Below are 22,042 nucleotides of genomic sequence, written 5' to 3'. Positions count from 1 at the left end.
TAAATATAAAAAATGCTTCGCTTTTTTATCGTACTTTCCCTTTTTTTTCTTTCTTGTAAAAAAGAAACGGACAGGACTATATCCATCCCGAAAAACTCCAAATCTATTTTAAAAAAAATAAGTTCTCACGATCTCAGTCCCTGGCAAAAATCAAAAATTAACTGGAAACAGTTTCAGGGAACAACTCTTTCCATTCTTGCCGATGCCCAGCCGGCCTTTACCGCACTCAAACCTATATTACCCATTTTTGAAGAGTTAACTGGAATGCAAATTGGCTATCAAAATATGGAACAAATGCGAATGCGAAAAGTAATCCGTATAGATTTAACCGCCAGAGCGGGTATCTATGACATCCTTCCTGTAGGTGTTATTTTCTTAGGTGAAGCCGAACAACATGGATGGTTAGAAGATTTATATCCGTACATTCATAATCCTGAACTCACAGATTTCGATTGGTATGATTTTAAAGACATCAGCAAGCAAAGTTTAGTGCTATGTAAAAAAAACTCAAAACTACTCTCCATACCCTTTGACTTTTCGGCTCCTATCTTCTTTTATCGTAAAGATTTATTCAAGAAATATAATATATCCATTCCCAATACCTATGAAGATGTGATTTTGATGAAAAAGAAATTACAGGCTGCAATGGAAAAAGATGGAATCAAAGATGTATACGCTTTCGCAACCAGAGCAAGACCCGGACTCGGTGATAACACCTGGACCATCATTCCCACTATCAGGGCTTACGGAGGAGATATACTCAACAAAGAGTATTTGCCGATCTTTAACTCTAAGGAAGCTAATCAAGCATTAAAAGTTTATAAGGAAATGGTAACGGGCTATGGAAATCCACCCGATGCACGAACATTACATTTTTATGAAATTCGAGAACTATTCAAAATAGGTAAATTAGCTTCTACTATTTTAGCATCTCACTTTTTTTCAGAAATTGATAGCCCGGAGAAATCACCCATCTGGGATAAGTGGGATGCCCATATTACTCCCGGAGGCCCGGTATCGAGAGAAACAAACCCCTGGGCCTGGTCATTTGCAATCAATAGTTCTTCAAAAAATAAAGGAGCCACCTGGCTTTTTATACAATGGGCTACTTCTAAAGAAACAGCAAAGCTCTTAAAATCAGGAGGAGCACCGGCAAGAATGTCTATCTGGGAATCCAATGCCTATCAGCATTTAAACGCACCGGGATTAATTCGCTCCGTTCGCTGGATACTAAAAAAAGGTACTATTTCTTCGGTCGAACAGGGTATACCGGAGTTCAGTCAGGTGGGAGAAATTACTTCCAGGGCCTTTAGTGAAATTTTTTATGGTGCGGATATACAAACAACTCTTAATACAGCCAACAAGAAAGTTTATAAGATTATGATAAACGGTTCAAGTTACAAAAATAGGAATAAATAATGCTTTCATTCTCAATAAAACGTAAAATCGCTTTATCCATTAGTTTTTTTATAATATTGATTTTCGGAATCAGCATATACTTTCATATCTATAGTTTACAACATAATTTTTTAAATTCTGTTTCTGAAAAAGCAGCCTCTTTTTCTAAAGCAATAGAATTTGATATGCAAAATTTAAGAGAAAACAGTGAGAATATTAAATGGATTCAAAAAGTTCAATCGATTAAGTGCATAGAACTCTACGAAATTGGAAAGTCTATGGACATTCTGTATGTATCCCTGATTGACGAAAGTGGAACTATTGTAGCTCATAATAATATAGAATATTTTAATAAGCCAATAAAAGATAAAGACTTACTTCTTGAATTAAAAGATAGAATACGAAAAACAGTTTTTATAAAACCAATTTATCACGCTTTAATACCTGTTTATGATAAATCCAAAAACTATATGGGTACTATAGACATAGGTGTTGACAGTAAAGAGATTTCCAAACAGATCAGTACAAGTTTCCTACAAGCATCCATCTTAACTCTTATTCTTATTATTATTGGTATCTCCGGAACTTACTTTTTGTTAGAAAATATTCTAATCGCTCCCATTTCCAAATTACAAAAATCTGCCCTTTCCATTACAGCCGGAAATCTAAATTCACAAATAGAGATGAATAGCAAAGATGAAATCGGAAACCTGGCAAAAAGCATAGCCGAAATGCGCGATTCCATTAAAACCCAGTTACTAGAACTAAACGACTATAGTAAAGACCTGGAAAAAAAAGTTGATGAACGAACGAAAGAACTCAAGCAGGAAACCGAAAAAGCAGAGAAAGCCAATAGAGCCAAAAGTACATTTTTAGCCCACATGTCCCATGAACTCAGAACCCCTTTAAATGCGATTATAGGTTTCTCGGATATTTTAAAAAAGGACGATTTGAGTCCGGAACAAAAGCAAAAATTAACCATCATACTTCAAAGTTCGGAACATCTGTTATCTATGATTAATGATATATTAGATATGTCAAAGATAGATGCCGGAAAAATAGAACTCAATATCGAAGTATTAAATCTTATAGATCTTATAAATGAAATAAAAGACATGATAGAATTCCGAGCCAGGACAAAGAATCTACATTTCTCCTTTGAATATGAAGAGGATAAAAACCTATACATCTATTCCGATCCCAAAAAACTAAGCCAGATTTTCTTGAACCTCCTAAGTAATGCAGTTAAATTTACTGATGAAGGCGGAATTTCTCTTCGAATAAATTCAGAAATGCTAAATGATTCAGAAGTAAGAGTTCGCTTCGAAGTAGAAGACAGCGGAAGAGGCATATCAGAAGAAGAACTTCCCTTACTATTCCAACCCTTTCAGCAGGCTAAAAGTAGTGAAGGCATAGCTGAAGGCACCGGTCTCGGACTAAGTATAACCAAAAAATTTGCAGAACTTTTAAAGGGAAATTTAGAAGTAGAAAGTAAACTTGGAGTAGGCAGTCGTTTTATTTTTGAATTTTCCGCCCCGATAGCCAACGAAGATAAACTTCCGCATAAACAGGAAAATAGAGAAATTATAGGACTGAAAGATAAAACAGTAAATTATAAAATTCTAATTGTAGATGATAAATACGAAAATCGAATTCTTTTAAATAGTTTGCTTATTTCAATAGGACTATCTACAGAAATGGCTGTAAATGGAAAAGAAGCAGTTGACAAATTTAAAGAATTTAAACCGGACTTAATCTTTATGGATATCCGTATGCCGGTAATGGATGGGATTGAAGCCACAAAAATTATTAAGTCCTTACCTGTGAAAAGTATTATTATTGCCCTTACGGCCAGTGCTTTTGAAAGCGATAGGGAGGAAATTATTCAACACGGATGCGATGATTTTCTAAAAAAACCCTATCGAAATTCAGATATATACCGGCTATTACAGACTTATTTGGGGGTAGAATATATTTATAAAGATAATATAGAAGAAGATAATAAAAAAAACTATAAACTTACTCTTCTTTCAGATTCCTATAAATCAGATTTAATTCGGGCCTGTCAGAGTGGAAAAATTACAGAGATAAAAAAGTTATTGGAGGCGATCCAAAAAAGTCACTCCGAAGTATATAAACAATTACATACCTTCCTTTCTAACTTTGAATATGAAAAAATGATATCCTTCTTGCAACATGGAGTAGTCAAGATATGAAAAATAGTATTTTAGTCGTGGATGATAATCCAAACAACTTGCATATTCTGGTAGAATTATTAGAAAAACATGAATTTGAAGTAATAGCGATCCGTAATAGTTCTACCGTACTGGATATTTTAAAAAACCAGATTCCTGATTTAATTCTTCTGGATATTATAATGCCGGAAATAGATGGATTTGCACTCTGCCGTCAAATAAAAAGTATACCTGAATATTCGAATATTCCAATTATTTTTATTAGTGCTTTACATGACGTTGAGAACAAGATCAAAGCTTTTCATGAAGGGGGAGTCGATTTTATAACAAAACCTTTCCAACAGGAGGAGGTTTTAGCAAGAGTAAATACACATTTAGAACTATTTAAACTGACAAACAACTTACAAGAACAGGTAAATATTGAAATTCAAAAAAATGCGGCTAAGGAAAAGCTATTATTACAGCAAGAAAAGATGGCTCTTGTAGGGGAACTCATTAATGTGATTGCTCATCAATGGAAACAACCATTAAATACCATATATTTATTGAGTCAGCTTATTGATAATTACATTTCCGAGGAGGGCAAAGAATTCACAAAACAACTAAAAACTCAAATCGACTTTATGAATGATACCGTCAACGATTTTCGAGAATTCTTAAAACCTTCTAAAGAAAAAAAATTCTTTCTTGCCTGTGAAATCATTGTACAGGTAAGCAAAATGTTTAGTGATTTATTCATACAGAATAACATTCAAGTCCTTATCACCGAGCATACGCATTTTAACACATACGGCTTTGAAAATGAATTTAAGCATGTGATTTTAAACCTTTTTACAAACTCCGTAGCTGCTTTTCAACAAAATCAGATACCTATTACAAATAGAACAATAATTTGTTCTTTTCAAAACCATACATCTTATAACAGAATTTTTATCCGGGATAATGCCGGTGGAATAGACGCGAGCTTATTACCTGAAAAACTTTTCCAGGCCTATGTCAGTACCAAAGGAGAAAAGGGAACCGGAATCGGCTTACATATTGTAAAAAATATAGTTGAGAATCATATGAATGGAAAAATTTATGTCCAGAATGTTGATGATGGTGCAGAGTTCAGCATAGAACTTCCTGCAATAGATTTAGAATAAATATTTAAGAATTATAAAAATACGAATAACATGAAACCTATTTTAAAACTGTTAAAGCTTTTTTTTATTCTCTTGCTTTTAAATTTTCCCTTAAAAGCAAATGATGCTTCAAAATTTATCAGTCTGATTGAAGACTGCAAACTATCTACCTGCCAGCCCCATACCTGGTGGATAAAAGATGAATTTCAGGACTCGTTTCTAAATTATAGTAAAACAGAAGATTTTCATTCCTGGAAAAAAGTAGAATCTTTTCCTATCTGGATGAATAAGCATTATACTCATCGTACATCTCTGCACACATATAGTCTCTTCACATTTTTTAATATCCCGAATACCTTTGAAAAACATAAATCACTGGGGATCAGTTTTGCCGAAATAGGAGAAGTCTTTGAAATCTATATAAATGGAAACCTCATTGCCGGAGAAGGTCGCATAAAGAAAGATGCAGTTGACTTCCACAGAACTATAAGAGGAGTAACATATGAAATCCCCGAGAAGTTTTTATTGCCCGAAAAAAATCGCCTGCTTATAAAGTTAAGTGGAGATCCAAGATTTGACCATACCGGATTTTATCTGAGTAATAACTACTTTATTGGTATTTATGATGATTCAAAGTATTATTTCCGGGATATGAGTTCTTTAGTTCTGGCAGGAATCTACCTTATCTTTGGCTTATATCATTTATTTTTATTTTACAAACGAACCAGCGATAGGAGTAAATTATTTTTCGGTTTTTGGTCAAGTTCCATTGCCATCTATATTTGTACCCGAACCAACATTATCTTTGAGTTAAATTTCGACACAGAAATTATACAAAGAATTGAACTCATAATTCTTTACCCGATGGTAGCTTCTGTTGCTTTCTTTTTTGAAGAGCTCTTTTTTGCCAAACTTTCCAGACTGTCTTTCATCTATGCTTATTTTTGTATAGCTGCTTCCTTTTTTAGTCTTTTTACCAGCATGTTTATCTCTGAATATTTACTACATGCCTGGCAAATTATCACCCTCATCTACGGTTTTCCTATCATTATCTATGCTTTTATAAAGTCAATAAAAGCGAAATTACCAAACGCCAAACGACTCCTTGTCGGTTTTTTATTCATAATCTTTGCGGCAACTTTTGATATTTTAGATTCCTTAATCTGGAACACGGGAATTGGAATTTCTAAATACACTTTCTTCATATTTATAGTTTTTATTATATTTATTTTAGCTAATAAACTGATAGAACTCCAAATAAAAACTGAAGAATTAAATGCTAACTTAGAAAAAAAAGTTGAAGAAAGAACTCGGGCACTGGCAGAAAGCTTACAGAGAGTGCAGGAACTAAAAGTCCAACAGGATGGAGACTATTTTTTAACCAGCCTTCTTATTTCTCCGCTGGGTAAAAGTCAGATTGATAGTGAAACAATTAAAATAGATTCATTCCTCAAACAGAAGAAACAATTCGAGTTCAGAAAAAGAACCTACGAGATTGGGGGCGATCTGTGCATTGCACATCGCATTCGACTTCAGAATGAAAGTTACATCATCTTTGTAAATTCCGATGCCATGGGTAAATCCATCCAGGGAGCCGGGGGAGCTATTGTTCTTGGTTCTCTCTTTCAATCCATTATCGAAAGAACCCGTTCCTCTTCTCTATTACAAAACCAGGCACCGGAGATATGGTTAAAAAGTACCTTTATAGAACTCCATAAAATTTTTGAAAGTTTTGATGGTTCTATGCTCGTTTCTCTGGTAATCGGTCTGGTTGATGAGTCAAATGGTTTTGTCTATTACATGAATGCCGAACACCCCTGGCTTGTATTGTATAGAGATGGCAAGGCTTCTTATATGGAGAATGATCTGGATTTTCGTAAACTCGGATTCATATCCAGCACGAACTCCAATTTGTTTGTAAAAACATTTCAAATGCAAGTTGGAGATAAAATTATTACCGGCTCAGATGGTAGAGATGATATTTTAATCACCGATAATAACGGCAGAAAATACATGAATGAAAATCAAGACTTCTTTTTAAGGCATGTAGAGAAGAGTAATGGTGTTCTAAAAGGTATCTTCCAGTCGATCAAACAGAGTGGAGAAATCTATGATGACCTATCCCTTCTTAGCCTTGAATATCTGGGAAATGCTTCAGAACAACTCCCGAAAGCAAACAGCAAACAAATTGAAGATGCAATTCAACATTACCATAATAAGGACTATACCGGAGCCATTTCCATCCTATCGGAAGTCAAGAAAGAATTCGGTCTGAATCAGGAAGGGCTAAAAACACTGGTCTATTCCTATGAACAGTTGAGAAGCCATAACCTGGCAGCCATTACAACTTCTTTCTATTTAAAAAAATTTCCTGGAGATAATGAAATGCTTTTCTTCGCTTCCAGAGAATACTTTTTAGCTTCAGATATTTTGAGTGCCGCTCAATATGCAGAAAGGCTAAAACTACGAGAACCGGAAAATATCGAAAACCTGATACAGCTAATAGAAATTTATATCACATCCAAAAACTATTTGAGAAGTATGAAACTTATAGAGAAATTAGCTAAACTACAACCCGAACACTCAAAGATAAAGGCATTTCAAAAAGAGCTAAATGAACTTCTTCCTAATTAAAGATTCTCTAATAGACTGATGATTCTACCACCTTTTATCTCATCTTTTAAAGCCCGAATAGGAATCACAAAAGAAATATCTCCCATAGCATAGGGAGCAATTTCATAGGGGTTGTAATAGAATCCTATCGCATTTTTACTCACAAAAAAATTATCATTCAGGTTAAAAGTATTTTCTAATAAACCAGCTTCTTTATAGCTTTTCCCTGCTTCTAAACGAATAGCTCTTTTGAAATACTTTTCAGCAATCGGAAGTAAGCGCGTCTTGTCTTTTAACTCAATAAAAGTATCCAGATCAATAACTTCTCCTCGCCCAAGGTCAATCACGGTAAAGATGGTTTTCCGGCTCGGATGAGCACCACCCAGATAGTAATTAAACCTCGTTACAACAGTACAAATATCTTTTTCGTTGAAAAGTAAAGACTGGCTAAGATCATGAAAAACCTTTTCGGACGAAGCTGAAGGGTCTTCCTCATCAGGCAAATTTGCTTTAAAATCATTTATCAACTGAAAAGCTAAATCTTTTTTATCTTTTATTTTCCGTAGTATTTCTGGTTTAATATTTAGGCTATTAGCAGCTACCTCTTTAGCTTTATCAAATAAAATTGAATTTACCCTTCCGCGATTCGGAATATTAGAATCAAGTTTTAAATTTGTAATATTCACTTTTGCAGATATACTGGATTTGCCTGCCGGTATCTTAACTTCTTTGTAAAAATGTTCTATAGAAAAGGAACTGGTTTCAGAAGCATAGGTTTCGTAGAGACTCACCGGGAATTTCTTACTGCTTCCTTTCGGGTTCCACTCAGCTTCTATTTTATTAACATCCTGGAAACTTCCCAGAATTCTTCCGCCGGAATGTGTATTTCCATCAAAACGAAAACGATTCAAAATAAGTTTATCATCCTTCTCTAAAACACTTCCATCAAGATAAAAAGGTATACCGGACTTTTCGTAATAATAATAGCCCTTGAGCCTTTTTCCTTCCCTATTCAAGTATAAAACCACCGGGACAGTATAATTGACAAGACCCTCATATCGCTTGTAAAAATAAAAGGGTAGCTTTTCAGCCTGTAAAGAAGAGAGAAGGAGGAAGAAAGTAATCAGGGATAAAAACTTCTTATGAAATATGGAATGATACAGCATTACTTTCCTCCTAAGGACCTCTTTTACCAATTGCAAAATACATACCTATATTTTCAAGAAACTATTTACGCTTCTTTATATAAATCTTCTTTCTCTAATTCATGTTTCTTTAGAAAAAGAAAATTCGGTACTCTGTGCAAGATTTCCCTCCAGATATATATCATAGCGGTATAAACCGGATGGCCAGTCGGAAGAGTTTTGAAGCTGAGTCGTAATGCGATTCGAATCTTCTATCATTTCCTGGTTTTCCAGGCGAAAGATTTCTTTATCTATCCACTTTTCCGTATCCAATGCGACAAAGACTGTATGATATTTTATTTTTCCGGGAGGCTCGAGAAAGTCTGTAACGAAAAATAACTTTCGACTACGATTAGAAAAAGAAAAGGTTGGACTCTCCGTATCACCATGCTCATTCACCACCTCTCCCACTTCTGTCTTTTCTATCCCTTTTCCTGATGGATAAGTTTCCTGCTTATGTAAACGTCCGTTGGAGTCATGGGACTCCAGACTCGGATATGTATCTGTATGAAATTCAAAGTTCATTTTCTCATCTCGATATATAAGGACATGCATCTATTGCTTGATTAAATGCAGCTTGATTACTCGCTTCAATGGTAAAAATATATTTATCATTCACCCAACGGAAATGAATTCGACCGGATATTTCTTCACCACTCGCGTACCATTTACCCTTTCTCTTCGCCCGTTCCGGTGATTTCATTCCTTCTATATCTGAAATTAGATGAGAAGTAAAAAAACCATCTGCTTCTACCTTACTTCTGAGAACTATAAGTCTTATCAAAATTTCTTTATTTCCGTAAATCGAAAGATAAGATTTTTCTCCCCGAAAAGTTTCCTGCATCAAAGAGGAACGATCTTTATCCCCAATTCGAGAAGGAAAAATAGAATCCAACTTCGTTTTCTCATTGGGAGGTACAAAGTCTAAGTTATACTTCTTACAGGATACCAGCAGAAGCAAAACAAGGCAACTGATAATAAAAACTCTACTAAAAGGCCTCCTTAACATAAAACCCAGCCTATCAGAAATTTCTATTTTGTAAATAAATTATTTCATGTAAATATAAAGAAAAATCTCATAATTTCGATTTAAGGATTCCCCAAACCGGAGAATTTTTTCATTAAACTCTCTATTTTTTGGAAAAAAATCCGCTATCAAATAATTCCTTTTTCGATGTTCACAGCTTCAGGAAAATCGCAGCCAATAATAACCATGCAAACGGATAAATAAGGCAAAGATAAAGAATGAAACCACGTTTTTCTTTTTGTAAAGCTTTCTCATCCACAAACCATTCAAACATGGGAGCATTTTCTTTTTCCTGTAAATTGTATTTACCAAGTAGCTCACGAATTTTAAGTTTCCAGACATAATCTCTCTTGACCAGGACACCTGTATTTGCTTCAAGCTTATTCCAACTCGAAATTCCACTCAGGGTTCTACTGCAAACCCAGGCATCCAGAATATCACCACGTTTCCATTCGCTCGATACAAGTGGAGCCAGGAAGAACTTACTATCAACAGGTATAGTTGTATGGTTTTTGCTATCGCGGGAAGAAGTAAGATTTGAAGATGAAATTTTCATCCCATTCAACACCCTTGCATTCAAAAAAACGTAACGTCTTTTTCCGGGCTTAAGGACAAAATCCTGAAGGCGAACTCCTTTTTCCGCTTTCCCGGTAATCATCTCTAATTGCTCGGTCTGAAACCAACTGGTAACGGCAACTAAGAGAAAAATAATATAAATCCAGAGAATACCATCCCCAAGAACACGCTGAGCCGGTAAAGGAATTATAGCAAGTAGCAAGAGCATCGGAAAGAATCCTACAGGTCCCAGAAAATAAAAACAGGCCATTGCTGAAATGTTTCCGATTATAATCAACACAAATCCTGTTAATAAAGCAAGTCCTTTGGAAGGATTCAAGTTAGTTGGTTGGTTTTCATTCATTTTAATACCTCTATTCTTATTATCGGAGATGAATGGCTGTCATGTCCTTCCCCATTTCATCTAATATAGACCCTACTTCTTCTCTGTATACCTTCCTTCAATAAAATCATTGTATAAAAACTGACTTTTCAGGAGTCGGTTTTGTTTATCATAGGTATCTAAAAACACATTTACACTCCATCCATTCAGATATTCCTTTCCATCCTCTTCCAGACCACCATATAGATCCTCTTCTTCTACCAGCCTGGGCTCATAACGGTAAGAAAGTTTTTCTTCTCCTAAAAGTGCAACAAACAGGCTTCTTTCCGAAAGACTCACTTTCAATCGAAAGCTCTGCTTATGCTGGTTTTTCATTTTTAAATCTTTATTACCATAGCGAATTGTAGCATCTAAACCTAAAGGAGCATAGCTTATAGGTTTGGAATGTTTATGTCTCTCGATTATTTGAAACCCGGCTAAAAGAAAGGTATTGTATAAAGCTGTTGAAAGAATACAAAGCCCCCCACCCGGCTCATAAATCACTTCATCTCGATAATATACCCTGCCTGTTTTATAACCATTTTCGAGAGAACCCTTTCCGACAAGCTCATTAAAAGAAAATACAGAACCGGGACTAAGACTCAGGTTATTGATTTTTCCGAGAGCCTGACGGAGATTTTGCTTAACATTTTCATCCTGAGATTCCACAGAAATTCTTACGGAAGAGATTATTTCTAATTTTTGGGAATATAAGGGAATCAAGTGAAAATAAAATAAAGTAAGAGGAATCATCGAGAAAAACTTTTTCCAAAAATTTTTATTGATTTTTTTCATAATTGTTCAAAAATTTATTTCCATTCTTTTGTTTACAGAATCAGACTTTTTTTTGTCTACTAATTAGGGGAAACCATTTAAATTCTTATTTTAGGTTTAGAGATACCATGCCTATCACAAGTAAAAAACTGAGAATTTGTGATTTTGAAAAAGCCCTTGAGAGTTCCTGCAACTATGAATGCAGAACCATCTTAGAAAATAATCAATGGGCGAAAGATCTTTGCGAGAACTGCCTCGCTGCTGAAAAAATTCACAACTTCATCTTAGGAAAAACCTCTTTTCACGTAGCCCTGAGTGCTTTTCGCTCCTCCCCCATCCGTTTGCTGGAAAAATTTATGGACGATTACGGGTTCTATGATGTAATCAACTATTTTCTACAGGTCGACGAAATAGAATACTCCACCGAAGTAGCCGAACGCCTCTCAGAAAAATACCTGTATCAGATTTTCAAACAGGAATTTAGCAATTATTCCAACTACTATAAAAAAAATGGAAGCCCTACTTTTTTTGAAATCAAAGCCAATCGTTTCTGGACAAGCCTCTCCGCAGAAAAAGTTTTTAAAATTATCTATTATTTTATCTGCAAAGAAGAGGATCCCAGGTTAGCCGCACAGTTTTTAACCCTCATTCCGGCAGCAGAACTCATTGATTTAAAGGAAAAAGTCGGGATAAACTATGATGAAGAAATACGACTTTTCATAGCCCTTGACGACGACATCTGCCTTCTAGCCCGAAGTAACCCCTACCTCTTCGAATATCTACTGGAAGTATTCAAAGATGAAGTCGGATTTGTCGATATTTTTAAAGAGTTCGAAAAAGAAGCAAAATTTTCCAAACGGGTAGACAGGTATGTTGAAGGAATTCATGCCAGGGAAAAAAATTCTGATGGACATGTTTCCCTTCAATGGATATTTAATGAGTTAACGGGTTTACCGGAATATGAAACCAGTGCGATTCTCTCCACCCTGAAAAGAAGAGAAGTCGTTACCGAAAGCGAGGCTTCGTTTCTAATGGACATGCTCTTTCCTGAATCCTTCGAGGAAAAACGGAAACATGTCAGGTATGCAAAAGCAGCCTTTCAAAAAGAAATGGACCGAACAGTTTTATAATCTTATACAAAAAGGGCTTTTACAATGGACAAGAAGACAACAGGCTTGAGCGTCAAGGAATACAGAAGATTTGGAGACACAGGAATTTTACATGCTATCAATGAGGTAGAACTGATTGATGGCAAAATTGTAGATAAGTCTAAAGCCGGTTATGAACACCATTATGTTCTAAAAAGACTCCTTAGCATTTTTACCAAAAGCCTGGCAGGTAAGTCTATCATCAGCATTAAAGAGCCTATCCTTCTGAACTCAGTTAGTGAATCCTGTCCTGATATAAAAATCCTCAGACAAAAACAGGACTTCTACACCACAAGAGGCCCGAAAGGAAAAGATGTTCTTCTTCTCATTGAAATTATCGATGAAAATGTAAACCAGAACAAGAAAATCAAACTTCCTCTTTATGCAGCCATTGAAGTCCAGGAAGTCTGGTTCATCAGTTTAACAGACGAAAGAGTAGAAGTTTATCGGTCTCCTAAAGGGCAGAACTATACACAGCTTCTTCTTTATAACAGGGGAGATGTACTAAACCCATCCCACTTCCCCGAATTAGATGTGGATATAAATGCCATTCTACCGGAAAAGGAAACCGCCTGAAGTAAACCCGACCCGTTTTCTGTACCCCTCCCCTATATACCCTTATTCGGAGAGAATGTTGCATAGTAGAGTCGGGAAAGCGGAAATTTCTTATGTTCGAGGAAGTCTTTTGTTTTTTGTATAAAGGCTTCCGGTGCAGAAGCATAGATATAGCGTTCTAAATAATCCGGCACAGCCCTTTCAAGACCTTCCTCACTAATCCAACCCGAAGCAAATTTAATCTGAGTAGATACGTTTTTTGGAATATTCTCTTCTCCTGTCAAATAAAATGTAATATCGAAGGAAGTTCCTATCAGTAATTCAAGTAATTCTTTATAAAAGGCAATATTTGCCCTGTAACGATTAAAATACAGAATACTTACTTTGTGCTTCGGTGATTCTTTTTTGAGTTTATATAGCATAGACAAAATAGAGGTAATACCGATTCCCGCTGCGATAAATAGAAGCTTAGGAGGAATGAATCCGAGGGTAAATTTTCCTCTCGGTCTTCCGAGCAAATAGAGTTCATCCCCCTCTTTCAATTGCCTGAGCATATACCCTGAAACCTTCCCACCTTCGATTTCTTTTACAGCAATATGAAATTCTCGCGTTACAGAAGAAGGTCTTAATAGACTGTACTGCCTGGTATATACAGAATTTCCAATATTCATCTGCACGGAAATATAGGAACCTGCCTCCCAGGAAAGTCCCTTCCAATGAGAAGGCACTTTTAGTACAAAGCTTGCCACTTTTCCCGGAATTTCAATCTTCTTCTTTAGAACCTTACTTCTAAGAAAAAACTCATCCTGCTCATCCTCTTTCTGAAAAAATGAAACCAAATAAGATTTCGTCTTTTCTGCTATATCCCGTAAAAGCATCTCCGGTTTAGTCTGAAACAAAAGCTCAAGACCTGCCTGTCCCTTTTCTGGAATAGGAAAAGAGCAATAAAGAACATTTCGAAAAAAACTCAGAATCTGTTCAAGAAAAGGAGCTTTCCTGTAAGGTATATTATATTTTTCACAAATTCCTTTCACCTTCGGAGCTAATTTTTTTAAACGAAGGGGAGGAAGATCAGGAAAAAGATGGTGTTCCAAATGCGTATCCATACCTCCGCAAATAAGTTCCAGAAATTCCGGTATTTCAAAATTAACAGTCGAAAGAACCTGTCTCAGATAATACTCGGCTTCTGTCTCAAATTCTTTTTCAGGAAAAACGTAAGAGGCTTCACTTAAATGAGAAACTCCAAAGATAAACTGTAGATAATAATTTGAAATAAGTTTTGCAAGAGCATTACCGGTCATAACTTTCAAGGAATTAAAACCGGAAAAACCGGGAAAGAGAAGATAGTTTTTAAAAAAATGCTCTATTATCTTCTTTAAGGAAGGACTGTAAGTTTCAAAGCTGACAGGCTTCCTGTTTTCAGCAAAAGCCCTCGAAGAAGCTACATACCAGGGAAAAAAGAAAGTTGAAATAAGAGGTTGAGTCAGTAAAAGAGGAAACTGAAATAGATGATGTGGCTTCCATTCCTGTTTCTGATTCAAGCGATACATCAAATAACCAAAATCAGGATCCACACCTAACACATTAGTAAAAGGGTGATGAAGACTTTGATGTGCAAATTTCCAGTCCTCTTCATCCATCGTATTATCCCATTTCCAGGTTTCTGAACGAAAACGTGTATTTCCGGGTATGCTGTCGTATTGTTCGTGAAAAATATTATGCCCCTGTGAAAACTCAATCACGTAATGCAGACTGAGTAAGTAAGAACCTAAAAGCCAGCTCAGCGGTCCACCTGTAAATATAAGTCCCCTTCCCAGCACATCAAAGGTTTTAGAAACCGTATCAGAGGTTTCTAAAAATTGCAGTTCCTTCCGCCCTCCTTCAGCTTTCGCCTGTAAATAGAGCTCATGGATTTCAGCTCCAAATGCTTCGATTTCTTCCGGGCGTAAAAATAATGGGACTTCGGGCAAGTTTTGCATACGATTCTCCTCCTTTATATTTCTCAGGTATCTTTCCTCCTGTAAATCTTTTATTTTTCTTAGAACCAGGTGAAATCCGATGCATTTCCCGGGAAAAGGAATATCCATTTTTCCTTTTTTTCTAATCATAAAACTTAAAATACCTTGTATTCTTCTTTTTAATTTTCAAAATAGTGAAATGCAGGGATTTACTGAGTTTTTGCACAGCTACAAAGAGAGAGATTACAGGGTTTTTAAAAAAGGACAGGGTCCCGGAGTCCTTATCATGCACGAGCTTCCGGGAATGGTTCAGGAATGTGTTGATTTCGCCTCAAGGCTGTCCGAAGCGGGTTTTACGGTTTACCTCCCCCTCTTATTCGGAGAGCCTAATATTGAAAATAATACGGGGACAACCATTCAGTACTTTGGAAAGCTTTGCATTTCTAAAGAATTCACCCTATTCCAGGGAAACAAAACCAGTCCTGTTATAGAGTTTTTGAAAAGCCTGTGTCGCAGAATTCATAAAGAATGTGGTTATAATGGTCTCGGAGCAATCGGTATGTGTCTGACCGGTGGTTTCGTTATACCCTTACTTTTAGAACCCGCTCTTCTGGCCCCGGTTCTCAGTCAACCGAGCTTACCTATCAATCCTTTTGAAAGCGCTTCGCTGGCCTGTTCCGATGAAGACTATGAATTTGCCTGTAAACGCATCCTTAAAGAAAAAATTCCCGTTCTGGGTTTTAAATTCTCCCATGACGCTCTCTCTTCCAATGAGAAATTCAAAAGACTAAAAAACGATCTGGGAGACTTATTCATCGACAATACGATATACTCGGGGCCTAAAAACATGCAGGGCCTTCAAGTCACCGACCATGCCGTTTTCACCATCCACTTTCGGAACGAAGAGGGGCATCCTACCAGAGAAGCCTTCGATCTATTAATTGAATATTATAGAAAAAGGTTATATAAGGATAAGGCATGAAAGAGCTACAAGAATTCATTGAAAAGGAATTAAAGCTTCCTTTTGAAATCTTTCGCTTACCTCCATTGTTGTTCGAAATAGAAAAAGGCTATCCTCTTCTATTAGGAAATGCTTTTGCAGTAGATAGGGTTTACCTGGCCCAGGGAGAAATTGAAGAGTATTTGTTTGAAGCACCTGAGGGTTATCTTCTTGCAGGATACTGGGGTCATGGAGTTAATAGTACAGCTTTCTATTATTGCCGGGTCACAGATTGGAGTCGAATCTTTCTCAGGCTTCCCTACGGAGGAATTTATCAAACCGACGAAGATGTGGATTTTTTAAGAAGTTACCTGCTTGCCTTCTTCCAATTTATGAAAACATTAGAAAAACAGGATGTAATGTTTACCGCGGTAGAAGCTATGTATGAAGGAAAGTACATCCTCAAAAATGGAATTCGAGAGTTACAATTTGGAGATAGTCTTTTTTTAGAACCGAATTTTAACGGAATATTCTCCGAGCTATTATAAAAAGTGTTCAAGCACTACTTTTATAGCTTCCTTACTCCGGGCCTTCTTAAAAGCCTCGTTTAATTGATCAGCTCGGTATTTATCAGAAATCATATACCTCGATAAGCTTTCAACTGTTTCCGGGTTTTTCTTCAGCAAGTCCAGAGCCTTATGAAAATCCCCACAGCGAGAAGTTCTAAGCCTGCCCCCTGATTGCAGGAATTGTAAGAGAGGATTAGTTCCTGCTTCCCCCTTAAACAAAATAGCTCCTCTCGGACGGATAAGTGAATTCTCGTGTTTTTTAGATGGACGTATCAGTTTATCGATTTCTTCCAGGCTCGAGGCGATTCCGAGATCAAAACGCGGTAGACGATCTGCGAACTCCGTTTCATCCAGAATACTTTCAGCTCCGGAAATACTTGTTGAATATACTTTTTTTGCTTTTAATTCCAGAAAATTTTGCACTCCGGGAGCAAGATATATGCGTTCATTAACGCTTTCTTCCTCCCAATGAAAATTAAGCCCTGACTCGGAATAGGGCAATAAGGACATTTCATCCACAACCAATTCGGTCAAATGTTTTAGACCCAGCATTTCCTGTCCGTTTGTAGATTTAAGATGCACCTCATCCTTTGCCATTTTTACAGCCAGCTCAAAACCATCCGGGCTACCACTCGTATCATACACTATATTATATTTATCTTTTAAACTTTCGACATCAAGATGCAAAAGATTAATTCCTTCATCTGCACCTACATTTTTACTTAAATTTAAAAGGGCATCATGCCGAGAGAGAGCAACAATGTTATATTTACTTCCGGTAATATTTCGATACATATCTAAGGCTGCAATAACAAGTGTGCCGAGCCTTCTAGGCCCGAGTACAGCTAAGACCATATTATCCTTTGGTGGGTTCGCGTAAAGTGCCTGCAAGGCAGCAGCAAAAGGCTCCAAAAGCACAGCCGTATAAGGATTCAAGTCTCCGATTTCGACCATAGCATTTTTAGGCACCAGAACATAAGGCCCGAAGCCTCCGGGTAGACGATCTATACCCAGAACCATTCGCTCGGGGCTATGAGTAGCCAAACCTGATCGTATAAAACTATCATAGGGACCTTCTCCTCTCGCAAGACTGGTATCATTTATTTCAACTGCATATACTTTGCCATTCTTTGGATGAGTAGCCAGTAATTCATGACCGATGATTTGTGGAAGCGGAAAAGGTAAGAAACGCCGGGAGAGATCGGTTGCACAAATTCCGCAAATTTTCGTTTTTAAAAGTTCATAGCCTTTGCCGAGACGTAAATAAAGAGAACCATTACGAAAGATCTCCCACTGAGAATCGACAGAACCCTTAAAAAGGTACTGAGATGTAATAAATCTGTCATCAGAGGTATATTCCTGTGCTGAAAATTGAACTTCCATATTACCATCCCTGATATAAAATTAAAAAATAACAATCAGAATAAACAACACTTTGCAGTTTTTTTTAAAGTGTCAACCCTGACTATACATACCGAATGCACCGGGCAGACCACCGGCAGGTTCGCCTGAGATAGATACTATCGGGTAAGGCTATGCAAATATTTTTTTAAAGCAATCTGATTATCATAAGTTATTTCCTCAAACCAGTTCCTTAGATGCTTCGTTAAATAATCTCCGTATTTATTATTTTCTGTATAAATAAGGTCAGTAATCATATAAATTTCGTTAGTAAGTGGATCCAGGAGAAGCGAGCATATGCCTGCATATAATCCACAAACTACCTGATAAACTGTTGCATTCATATCATATTCCTTGATACAATTTTCATGGTCTTCCACTTCATATACAGCTATCTGTTTGTCATTATAAACGAAAAGATTACCCAAATAATCTTTCCCTTTGACTGTATGATCTGCATTATATATACGAAATCCCTTATTTTTAAAAATACTGAGTATTTTCTCATTATAGACATTACTGTTACTATCGATGAATTCAATATAGGTATCTTTAAAATTCTCTTCTAAAATTTTAAGACTGTGAGTGTTTATTTCATATATATAGGAACTCTCAACCTTATACTTTTCTGATAATTCGAGAGTTTCATCATGCGAGACAAGAGCTCCGCTAAAATTAAATTCCTCATTAATTTTTACGGGTATCAGATAATTAAATGAGTTTTTAGGAAGAACTACTATCTCACCCTTATCAAAATAGACATGGGAAACCAGGGTTTCATCCAGATATTTATATAAATTCCAGGTAAGATAAATTGTATTATCTTGAGGATTATTCTGAATTCCTGTATCTTTTTCAATTATATAAATACCGGTCAAATTGTGGTTGCCATATTTTTCAATTGTTGTTTTGGCTACCCACTGAACCCAGCCCGAATTTGCTCCGGCTCCAATGATACCTTTTATTTGCCATTTTGATTTCTGTTTTATAAAATCAAAACATCTCTTCGCCTTGGAATTATTATCTTCAATTGCCGTGTTTATATATTTTATATTTTTATTATCAATCAAAGGAAAAATTCTATCCCAATAAACATCAGAACAATCAATTATCAGGGAAGGGTTTATCTCTTTAAGTAAGGCTTCGAATGTGTTGCTATATATATCTACTTGATATTTCTTTATGTTTAAATGACTCCGCTCTTTATCGCAATCTTTTATATCGATACAGTGCAAAATACTGTTTTTTAATATGCTTGATAATACTTCGTGCTCATTAAGAATAATCTTATCAAGGAAACTAAGAAGACCCATGCCTATATTCCCGGCAAATCCTAAAACTACAATATTTTCCACTATATTGTCCTTTGTTATAAAACGACTTAATCTTAGTAATGTATGCTTTTAAATATATTGCATTTTATTTCAATTAAAATCTTTTAATCTACAAAAAATATCAATCCTACCGGGTGCTTAAATGAAATCCGAAACTAGCCCGCAACTTCAGCCTTGGGCTAGTGCTATTTAGAAACCTCTTAAAACTTATACCCCATCATGATGTAGAAGAAGGTAGCTCTCGGGTTAAAGGCCAGTGCAGTCAATACTGGAGGAGTTCCAGTTTTTTGCAAAGATTGTTGTATCTCAAGAGTATTATCACGAGTTCCTTTGGCTGCATCTCCTGCATATACAGCAGAACCACCTAAACTCCAATTGACCCCTTTATAGTCCACATCATATTGAATATCATATTCTTTAAACAGATGCTTACCAAGACTTCCTACCTGTCTACCTGTCACCACATCAGTTGTTACATAGCGAGAGTTGGACTTAGATTCGGTAGAGGCAGTTGTGGAAGACCCCCCGGCCACACCATACCAGGCATCCTGAGATTTATGCTTATCTACATGCCAGAATGCCAGCATAAGTTTCCCCCATTCGCCAAGCTTCACTTTTAGATTAATTGACTTGCCCACCATATTTTGCCAGCTCACCTGGTCAGCTATACCATAGTAAACGTGGTTTAAATGAAAAAGGTTCTGGAAGGTGCTTTTCTTTCCATCTGCACGATTTGGATCCCCGCTACCCACATCGTACTCTACACCTATACGAAATTTCTTTTGTATTGTGTAACCTGCATCAAAAGCAAAGGCAAAAGAATCGTAGCGAACTTTTTCCTTATAGAGCTTTCTATCTTTAGCAATAATACTGCTCGCGCCCGGATTCGTTGGATCATAGGGTGTATATACATTATAGATAGTTCCTTTCGAAGAACCCCAGGTTGTATCCCAGGCCGGTTGAATTTCCTCACCACTTTTACCGGTTTGAATCGCATACTCAAAGGTCCAGTCAAAAGGAATGGTAGCTACCATAGCACCCTGTTCATTCTTCTTGGTTCGGTTAGTAAGTCTTGCTCCAAAGGTCAAGAGATTGTCTCTCTGTTTGGTTCTATCCTGAACGGTAATCTGTGCATTAGGGATTGTATATGCTGGTGCATTAGCCTGAGTCCAGGTTTTATGAATTCCGAGGTAATACAGATCCATATTAAATTGTTCGTGCAATTTTAAAGTATTATACCATCCGGTAAAATAGGCATCTCCTGCTGTAGCCGTACTAACATTTCCTACTATATCCGAATCTTTTTCCGAGATAACCATTCCCCAGGCATGGGAGCTGAGATACTTACTCTCATGCTTAAAACGCAGGCCATCAAAACTTCTTCCCACATTCATCCAGTCAAGGTGAGCCACCAAACGCAAATCGCCGTATGCCATGATTTGCCTGCCTGCTTGAAGGTTTAAATCCATCGGAAGGTTTTTCACTTCAATCCAGGCTTCCCGGATATCTACCGATTCCGAAGTATTGGCGTTTGCAGTACCCAGACCGTTGATAGAACCTGTTTGACCTCCCCAGACTCTCGCATCCTGAAAAGTTATTTTCCCTTCAACATCTTTAGAAAAATTCGTGCTGATGGAAAACTGAACTTTCTGTCCGACAAATTCCACATTGTCCGCTTCCTTGTTCTGAATGTAGGTCACCTGTTTTCCTGTGCTATCAAGAATCGGTGTTGTACCATCGCTTGCAACAGCTTTTACCGTTGCAGTGTGCTTATTGCTATAGTCATAATTTCTCTTGAACTCAGGTCGAAAACGAATCAGCCCCCCAAATTTTAGATTGTTAATCCAATCCGGTACTTTCTTTTCTTCTGAAGCCTTAGGTTCAATCGTATTAACAGTTGGCGTTTCCTGGGCATTTATATAAGTAAAGCATACAAATAGGCTTAAAAACAAACCACTTCTTCTTATCCAAATAAATTTACTTTCCAAACATTACTCCTTTAATTTAACCTATATATTTTCATATATTTCAGTTTTAACTTACAGTTTTGCTCCACAGTGCTTACAGTATTTTGCGTCATCATCATGTCCTTCGAGAGAACATTGCATGCAGGCGACCGTATTTACCTGTTTCTGAGCATTTGCCAACTCAACAGAAACGATTCCCGTAGGAACAGCAAGGATAGCATAACCGAGAATCATCACAGCAGAGGCGATAAACTGACCCAGGGTAGTTTTGGGAGCTATGTCTCCATATCCTACTGTAGTCAGGGTGACAATCGCCCAGTATATACTTTTAGGAATATTCGTAAATCCATTTTCCGGGCCTTCAATCAGGTACATAAAAGTTCCCATAATTAATACCACACTCAAGACAGCTCCTAAAAATACAGTTATTTTATAACGACTTCGTTTTAAAGCTATCCATAATATTTCAGCTTCTCCTAAATAACGAGATAACTTAAGGATTCGGAAAACTCTCAGTAGACGAACGGAACGAACTACTAATAAATATTGAGCGGATATTGCAAAAAGACTCAAGTAAGTAGGGAGAGTAGATAGAAGATCAATTAAACCTAAAAAACTAAAGATATATTTTAAAGGACGTTTTACACAATAAATTCGAGCCATATATTCAATAGAAAAAAGAATGGTAAAAGACCATTCAACCATTTTAAAAATGTCTCCATATATTTTTTCCAGACCTTCTACACTCTCTAACATTACTGTTAGAACAGATAATACAATTGCCCACAAAAGAACTATATCGAAGGTTTTACCCCAAAAAGTATCCGCTTCAAAAATGATTTCGTGCATTTTGTAGCGAAGCGTACCCTGTTTAAATACTTCTTTATCTTCCATAACTGTATCCGATTTTATTATCGG

General features: G+C 36.5%; 18 protein-coding genes. 8 read left to right on the top strand and 10 right to left on the bottom strand.

Going from position 1 to position 22,042, the window contains the following annotated elements:
- The first annotated feature begins 12 nt into the window (after positions 1–12).
- The 4 genes from H7A25_08250 to H7A25_08235 are packed head-to-tail and all read left to right on the top strand — an operon-like array spanning position 13 to position 7,351.
- Entirely contained in the window at positions 13–1,419 is a 1,407-nt protein-coding gene (locus tag H7A25_08250; GenBank protein MCP5499878.1) for an extracellular solute-binding protein, read from the top strand.
- Positions 1,419–3,614, top strand: a complete 2,196-nt coding sequence (locus tag H7A25_08245) for a response regulator (GenBank protein MCP5499877.1) — start codon at positions 1,419–1,421, stop codon at positions 3,612–3,614. The genes H7A25_08250 and H7A25_08245 overlap by 1 nt, the downstream gene beginning before the upstream one ends.
- Entirely contained in the window at positions 3,611–4,738 is a 1,128-nt protein-coding gene (locus H7A25_08240) for a hybrid sensor histidine kinase/response regulator (protein ID MCP5499876.1), read from the top strand. Before H7A25_08245 ends, H7A25_08240 begins: the two co-directional genes overlap by 4 nt.
- Before the next feature lie 30 nt (positions 4,739–4,768).
- Positions 4,769–7,351, top strand: coding sequence for a SpoIIE family protein phosphatase (locus H7A25_08235; protein MCP5499875.1), 2,583 nt, complete (start codon positions 4,769–4,771; stop codon positions 7,349–7,351).
- On the opposite strand, the gene H7A25_08230 is transcribed toward H7A25_08235, so the two are convergent.
- The 5 genes from H7A25_08230 to H7A25_08210 form a co-directional block, all read right to left on the bottom strand.
- Entirely contained in the window at positions 7,348–8,496 is a 1,149-nt protein-coding gene (locus tag H7A25_08230; GenBank protein MCP5499874.1) for a DUF3298 domain-containing protein, read from the bottom strand. The genes H7A25_08235 and H7A25_08230 overlap by 4 nt on opposite strands.
- Positions 8,497–8,595: 99 nt before the next feature.
- Positions 8,596–9,039: a hypothetical protein gene (locus H7A25_08225; protein ID MCP5499873.1), complete on the bottom strand. Its 444-nt coding sequence runs from the start codon at positions 9,037–9,039 to the stop codon at positions 8,596–8,598.
- A 4-nt stretch (positions 9,040–9,043) separates the two neighbouring features.
- Positions 9,044–9,523, bottom strand: a complete 480-nt coding sequence (locus H7A25_08220) for a hypothetical protein (protein MCP5499872.1) — start codon at positions 9,521–9,523, stop codon at positions 9,044–9,046.
- A gap of 169 nt (positions 9,524–9,692) precedes the next feature.
- On the bottom strand, positions 9,693–10,460 hold the full coding sequence (locus H7A25_08215; protein MCP5499871.1) for a hypothetical protein: 768 nt from the start codon (positions 10,458–10,460) through the stop codon (positions 9,693–9,695).
- Between the two features lie 72 nt (positions 10,461–10,532).
- Positions 10,533–11,273 carry a VanW family protein gene (locus tag H7A25_08210; GenBank protein MCP5499870.1) on the bottom strand — a complete coding sequence of 247 codons (741 nt, stop codon included), beginning with the start codon at positions 11,271–11,273 and terminating at the stop codon, positions 10,533–10,535.
- A gap of 107 nt (positions 11,274–11,380) precedes the next feature.
- Here H7A25_08210 and H7A25_08205 point away from each other — a divergent pair, with 107 nt between their 5' ends.
- Positions 11,381–12,382, top strand: coding sequence for a hypothetical protein (locus H7A25_08205; protein MCP5499869.1), 1,002 nt, complete (start codon positions 11,381–11,383; stop codon positions 12,380–12,382).
- A gap of 24 nt (positions 12,383–12,406) precedes the next feature.
- Positions 12,407–12,976 (top strand): Uma2 family endonuclease, encoded by a 570-nt coding sequence (locus H7A25_08200; protein MCP5499868.1) that lies wholly within the window; start codon positions 12,407–12,409, stop codon positions 12,974–12,976.
- Between the two features lie 32 nt (positions 12,977–13,008).
- Here H7A25_08200 and H7A25_08195 read toward each other — a convergent pair whose 3' ends face one another.
- Positions 13,009–15,063 carry a fatty acid desaturase gene (locus tag H7A25_08195; GenBank protein MCP5499867.1) on the bottom strand — a complete coding sequence of 685 codons (2,055 nt, stop codon included), beginning with the start codon at positions 15,061–15,063 and terminating at the stop codon, positions 13,009–13,011.
- Positions 15,064–15,112: 49 nt separating this feature from the next.
- On the opposite strand from H7A25_08195, the gene H7A25_08190 reads away from it, so the two are divergent.
- On the top strand, positions 15,113–15,895 hold the full coding sequence (locus tag H7A25_08190) for a dienelactone hydrolase family protein (GenBank protein MCP5499866.1): 783 nt from the start codon (positions 15,113–15,115) through the stop codon (positions 15,893–15,895).
- A complete protein-coding gene (locus H7A25_08185) occupies positions 15,892–16,401 on the top strand; it encodes a hypothetical protein (protein MCP5499865.1) in 510 nt (169 codons plus the stop codon). The genes H7A25_08190 and H7A25_08185 overlap by 4 nt, the downstream gene beginning before the upstream one ends.
- Here the strand turns inward: H7A25_08185 and H7A25_08180 are convergent.
- The 4 genes from H7A25_08180 to H7A25_08165 all read right to left on the bottom strand — a co-directional run bounded on the left by H7A25_08180 (position 16,396) and on the right by H7A25_08165 (position 21,973).
- Positions 16,396–17,805: an alcohol dehydrogenase catalytic domain-containing protein gene (locus tag H7A25_08180; protein MCP5499864.1), complete on the bottom strand. Its 1,410-nt coding sequence runs from the start codon at positions 17,803–17,805 to the stop codon at positions 16,396–16,398. The two genes, H7A25_08185 and H7A25_08180, sit on opposite strands and share 6 nt — an antisense overlap.
- Before the next feature lie 137 nt (positions 17,806–17,942).
- Positions 17,943–19,178 (bottom strand): hypothetical protein, encoded by a 1,236-nt coding sequence (locus H7A25_08175; GenBank protein MCP5499863.1) that lies wholly within the window; start codon positions 19,176–19,178, stop codon positions 17,943–17,945.
- A 179-nt stretch (positions 19,179–19,357) separates the two neighbouring features.
- A complete protein-coding gene (locus tag H7A25_08170) occupies positions 19,358–21,145 on the bottom strand; it encodes an alginate export family protein (GenBank protein MCP5499862.1) in 1,788 nt (595 codons plus the stop codon).
- Between the two features lie 51 nt (positions 21,146–21,196).
- Positions 21,197–21,973, bottom strand: coding sequence for an ion transporter (locus H7A25_08165; protein MCP5499861.1), 777 nt, complete (start codon positions 21,971–21,973; stop codon positions 21,197–21,199).
- Positions 21,974–22,042: the final 69 nt, after the last annotated feature.

Source organism: Leptospiraceae bacterium, assembly GCA_024233835.1.
Classification (GTDB): Bacteria; Spirochaetota; Leptospiria; order Leptospirales; family Leptospiraceae; genus JACKPC01.
This window is presented reverse-complemented; position numbering and strand designations above follow the sequence as displayed.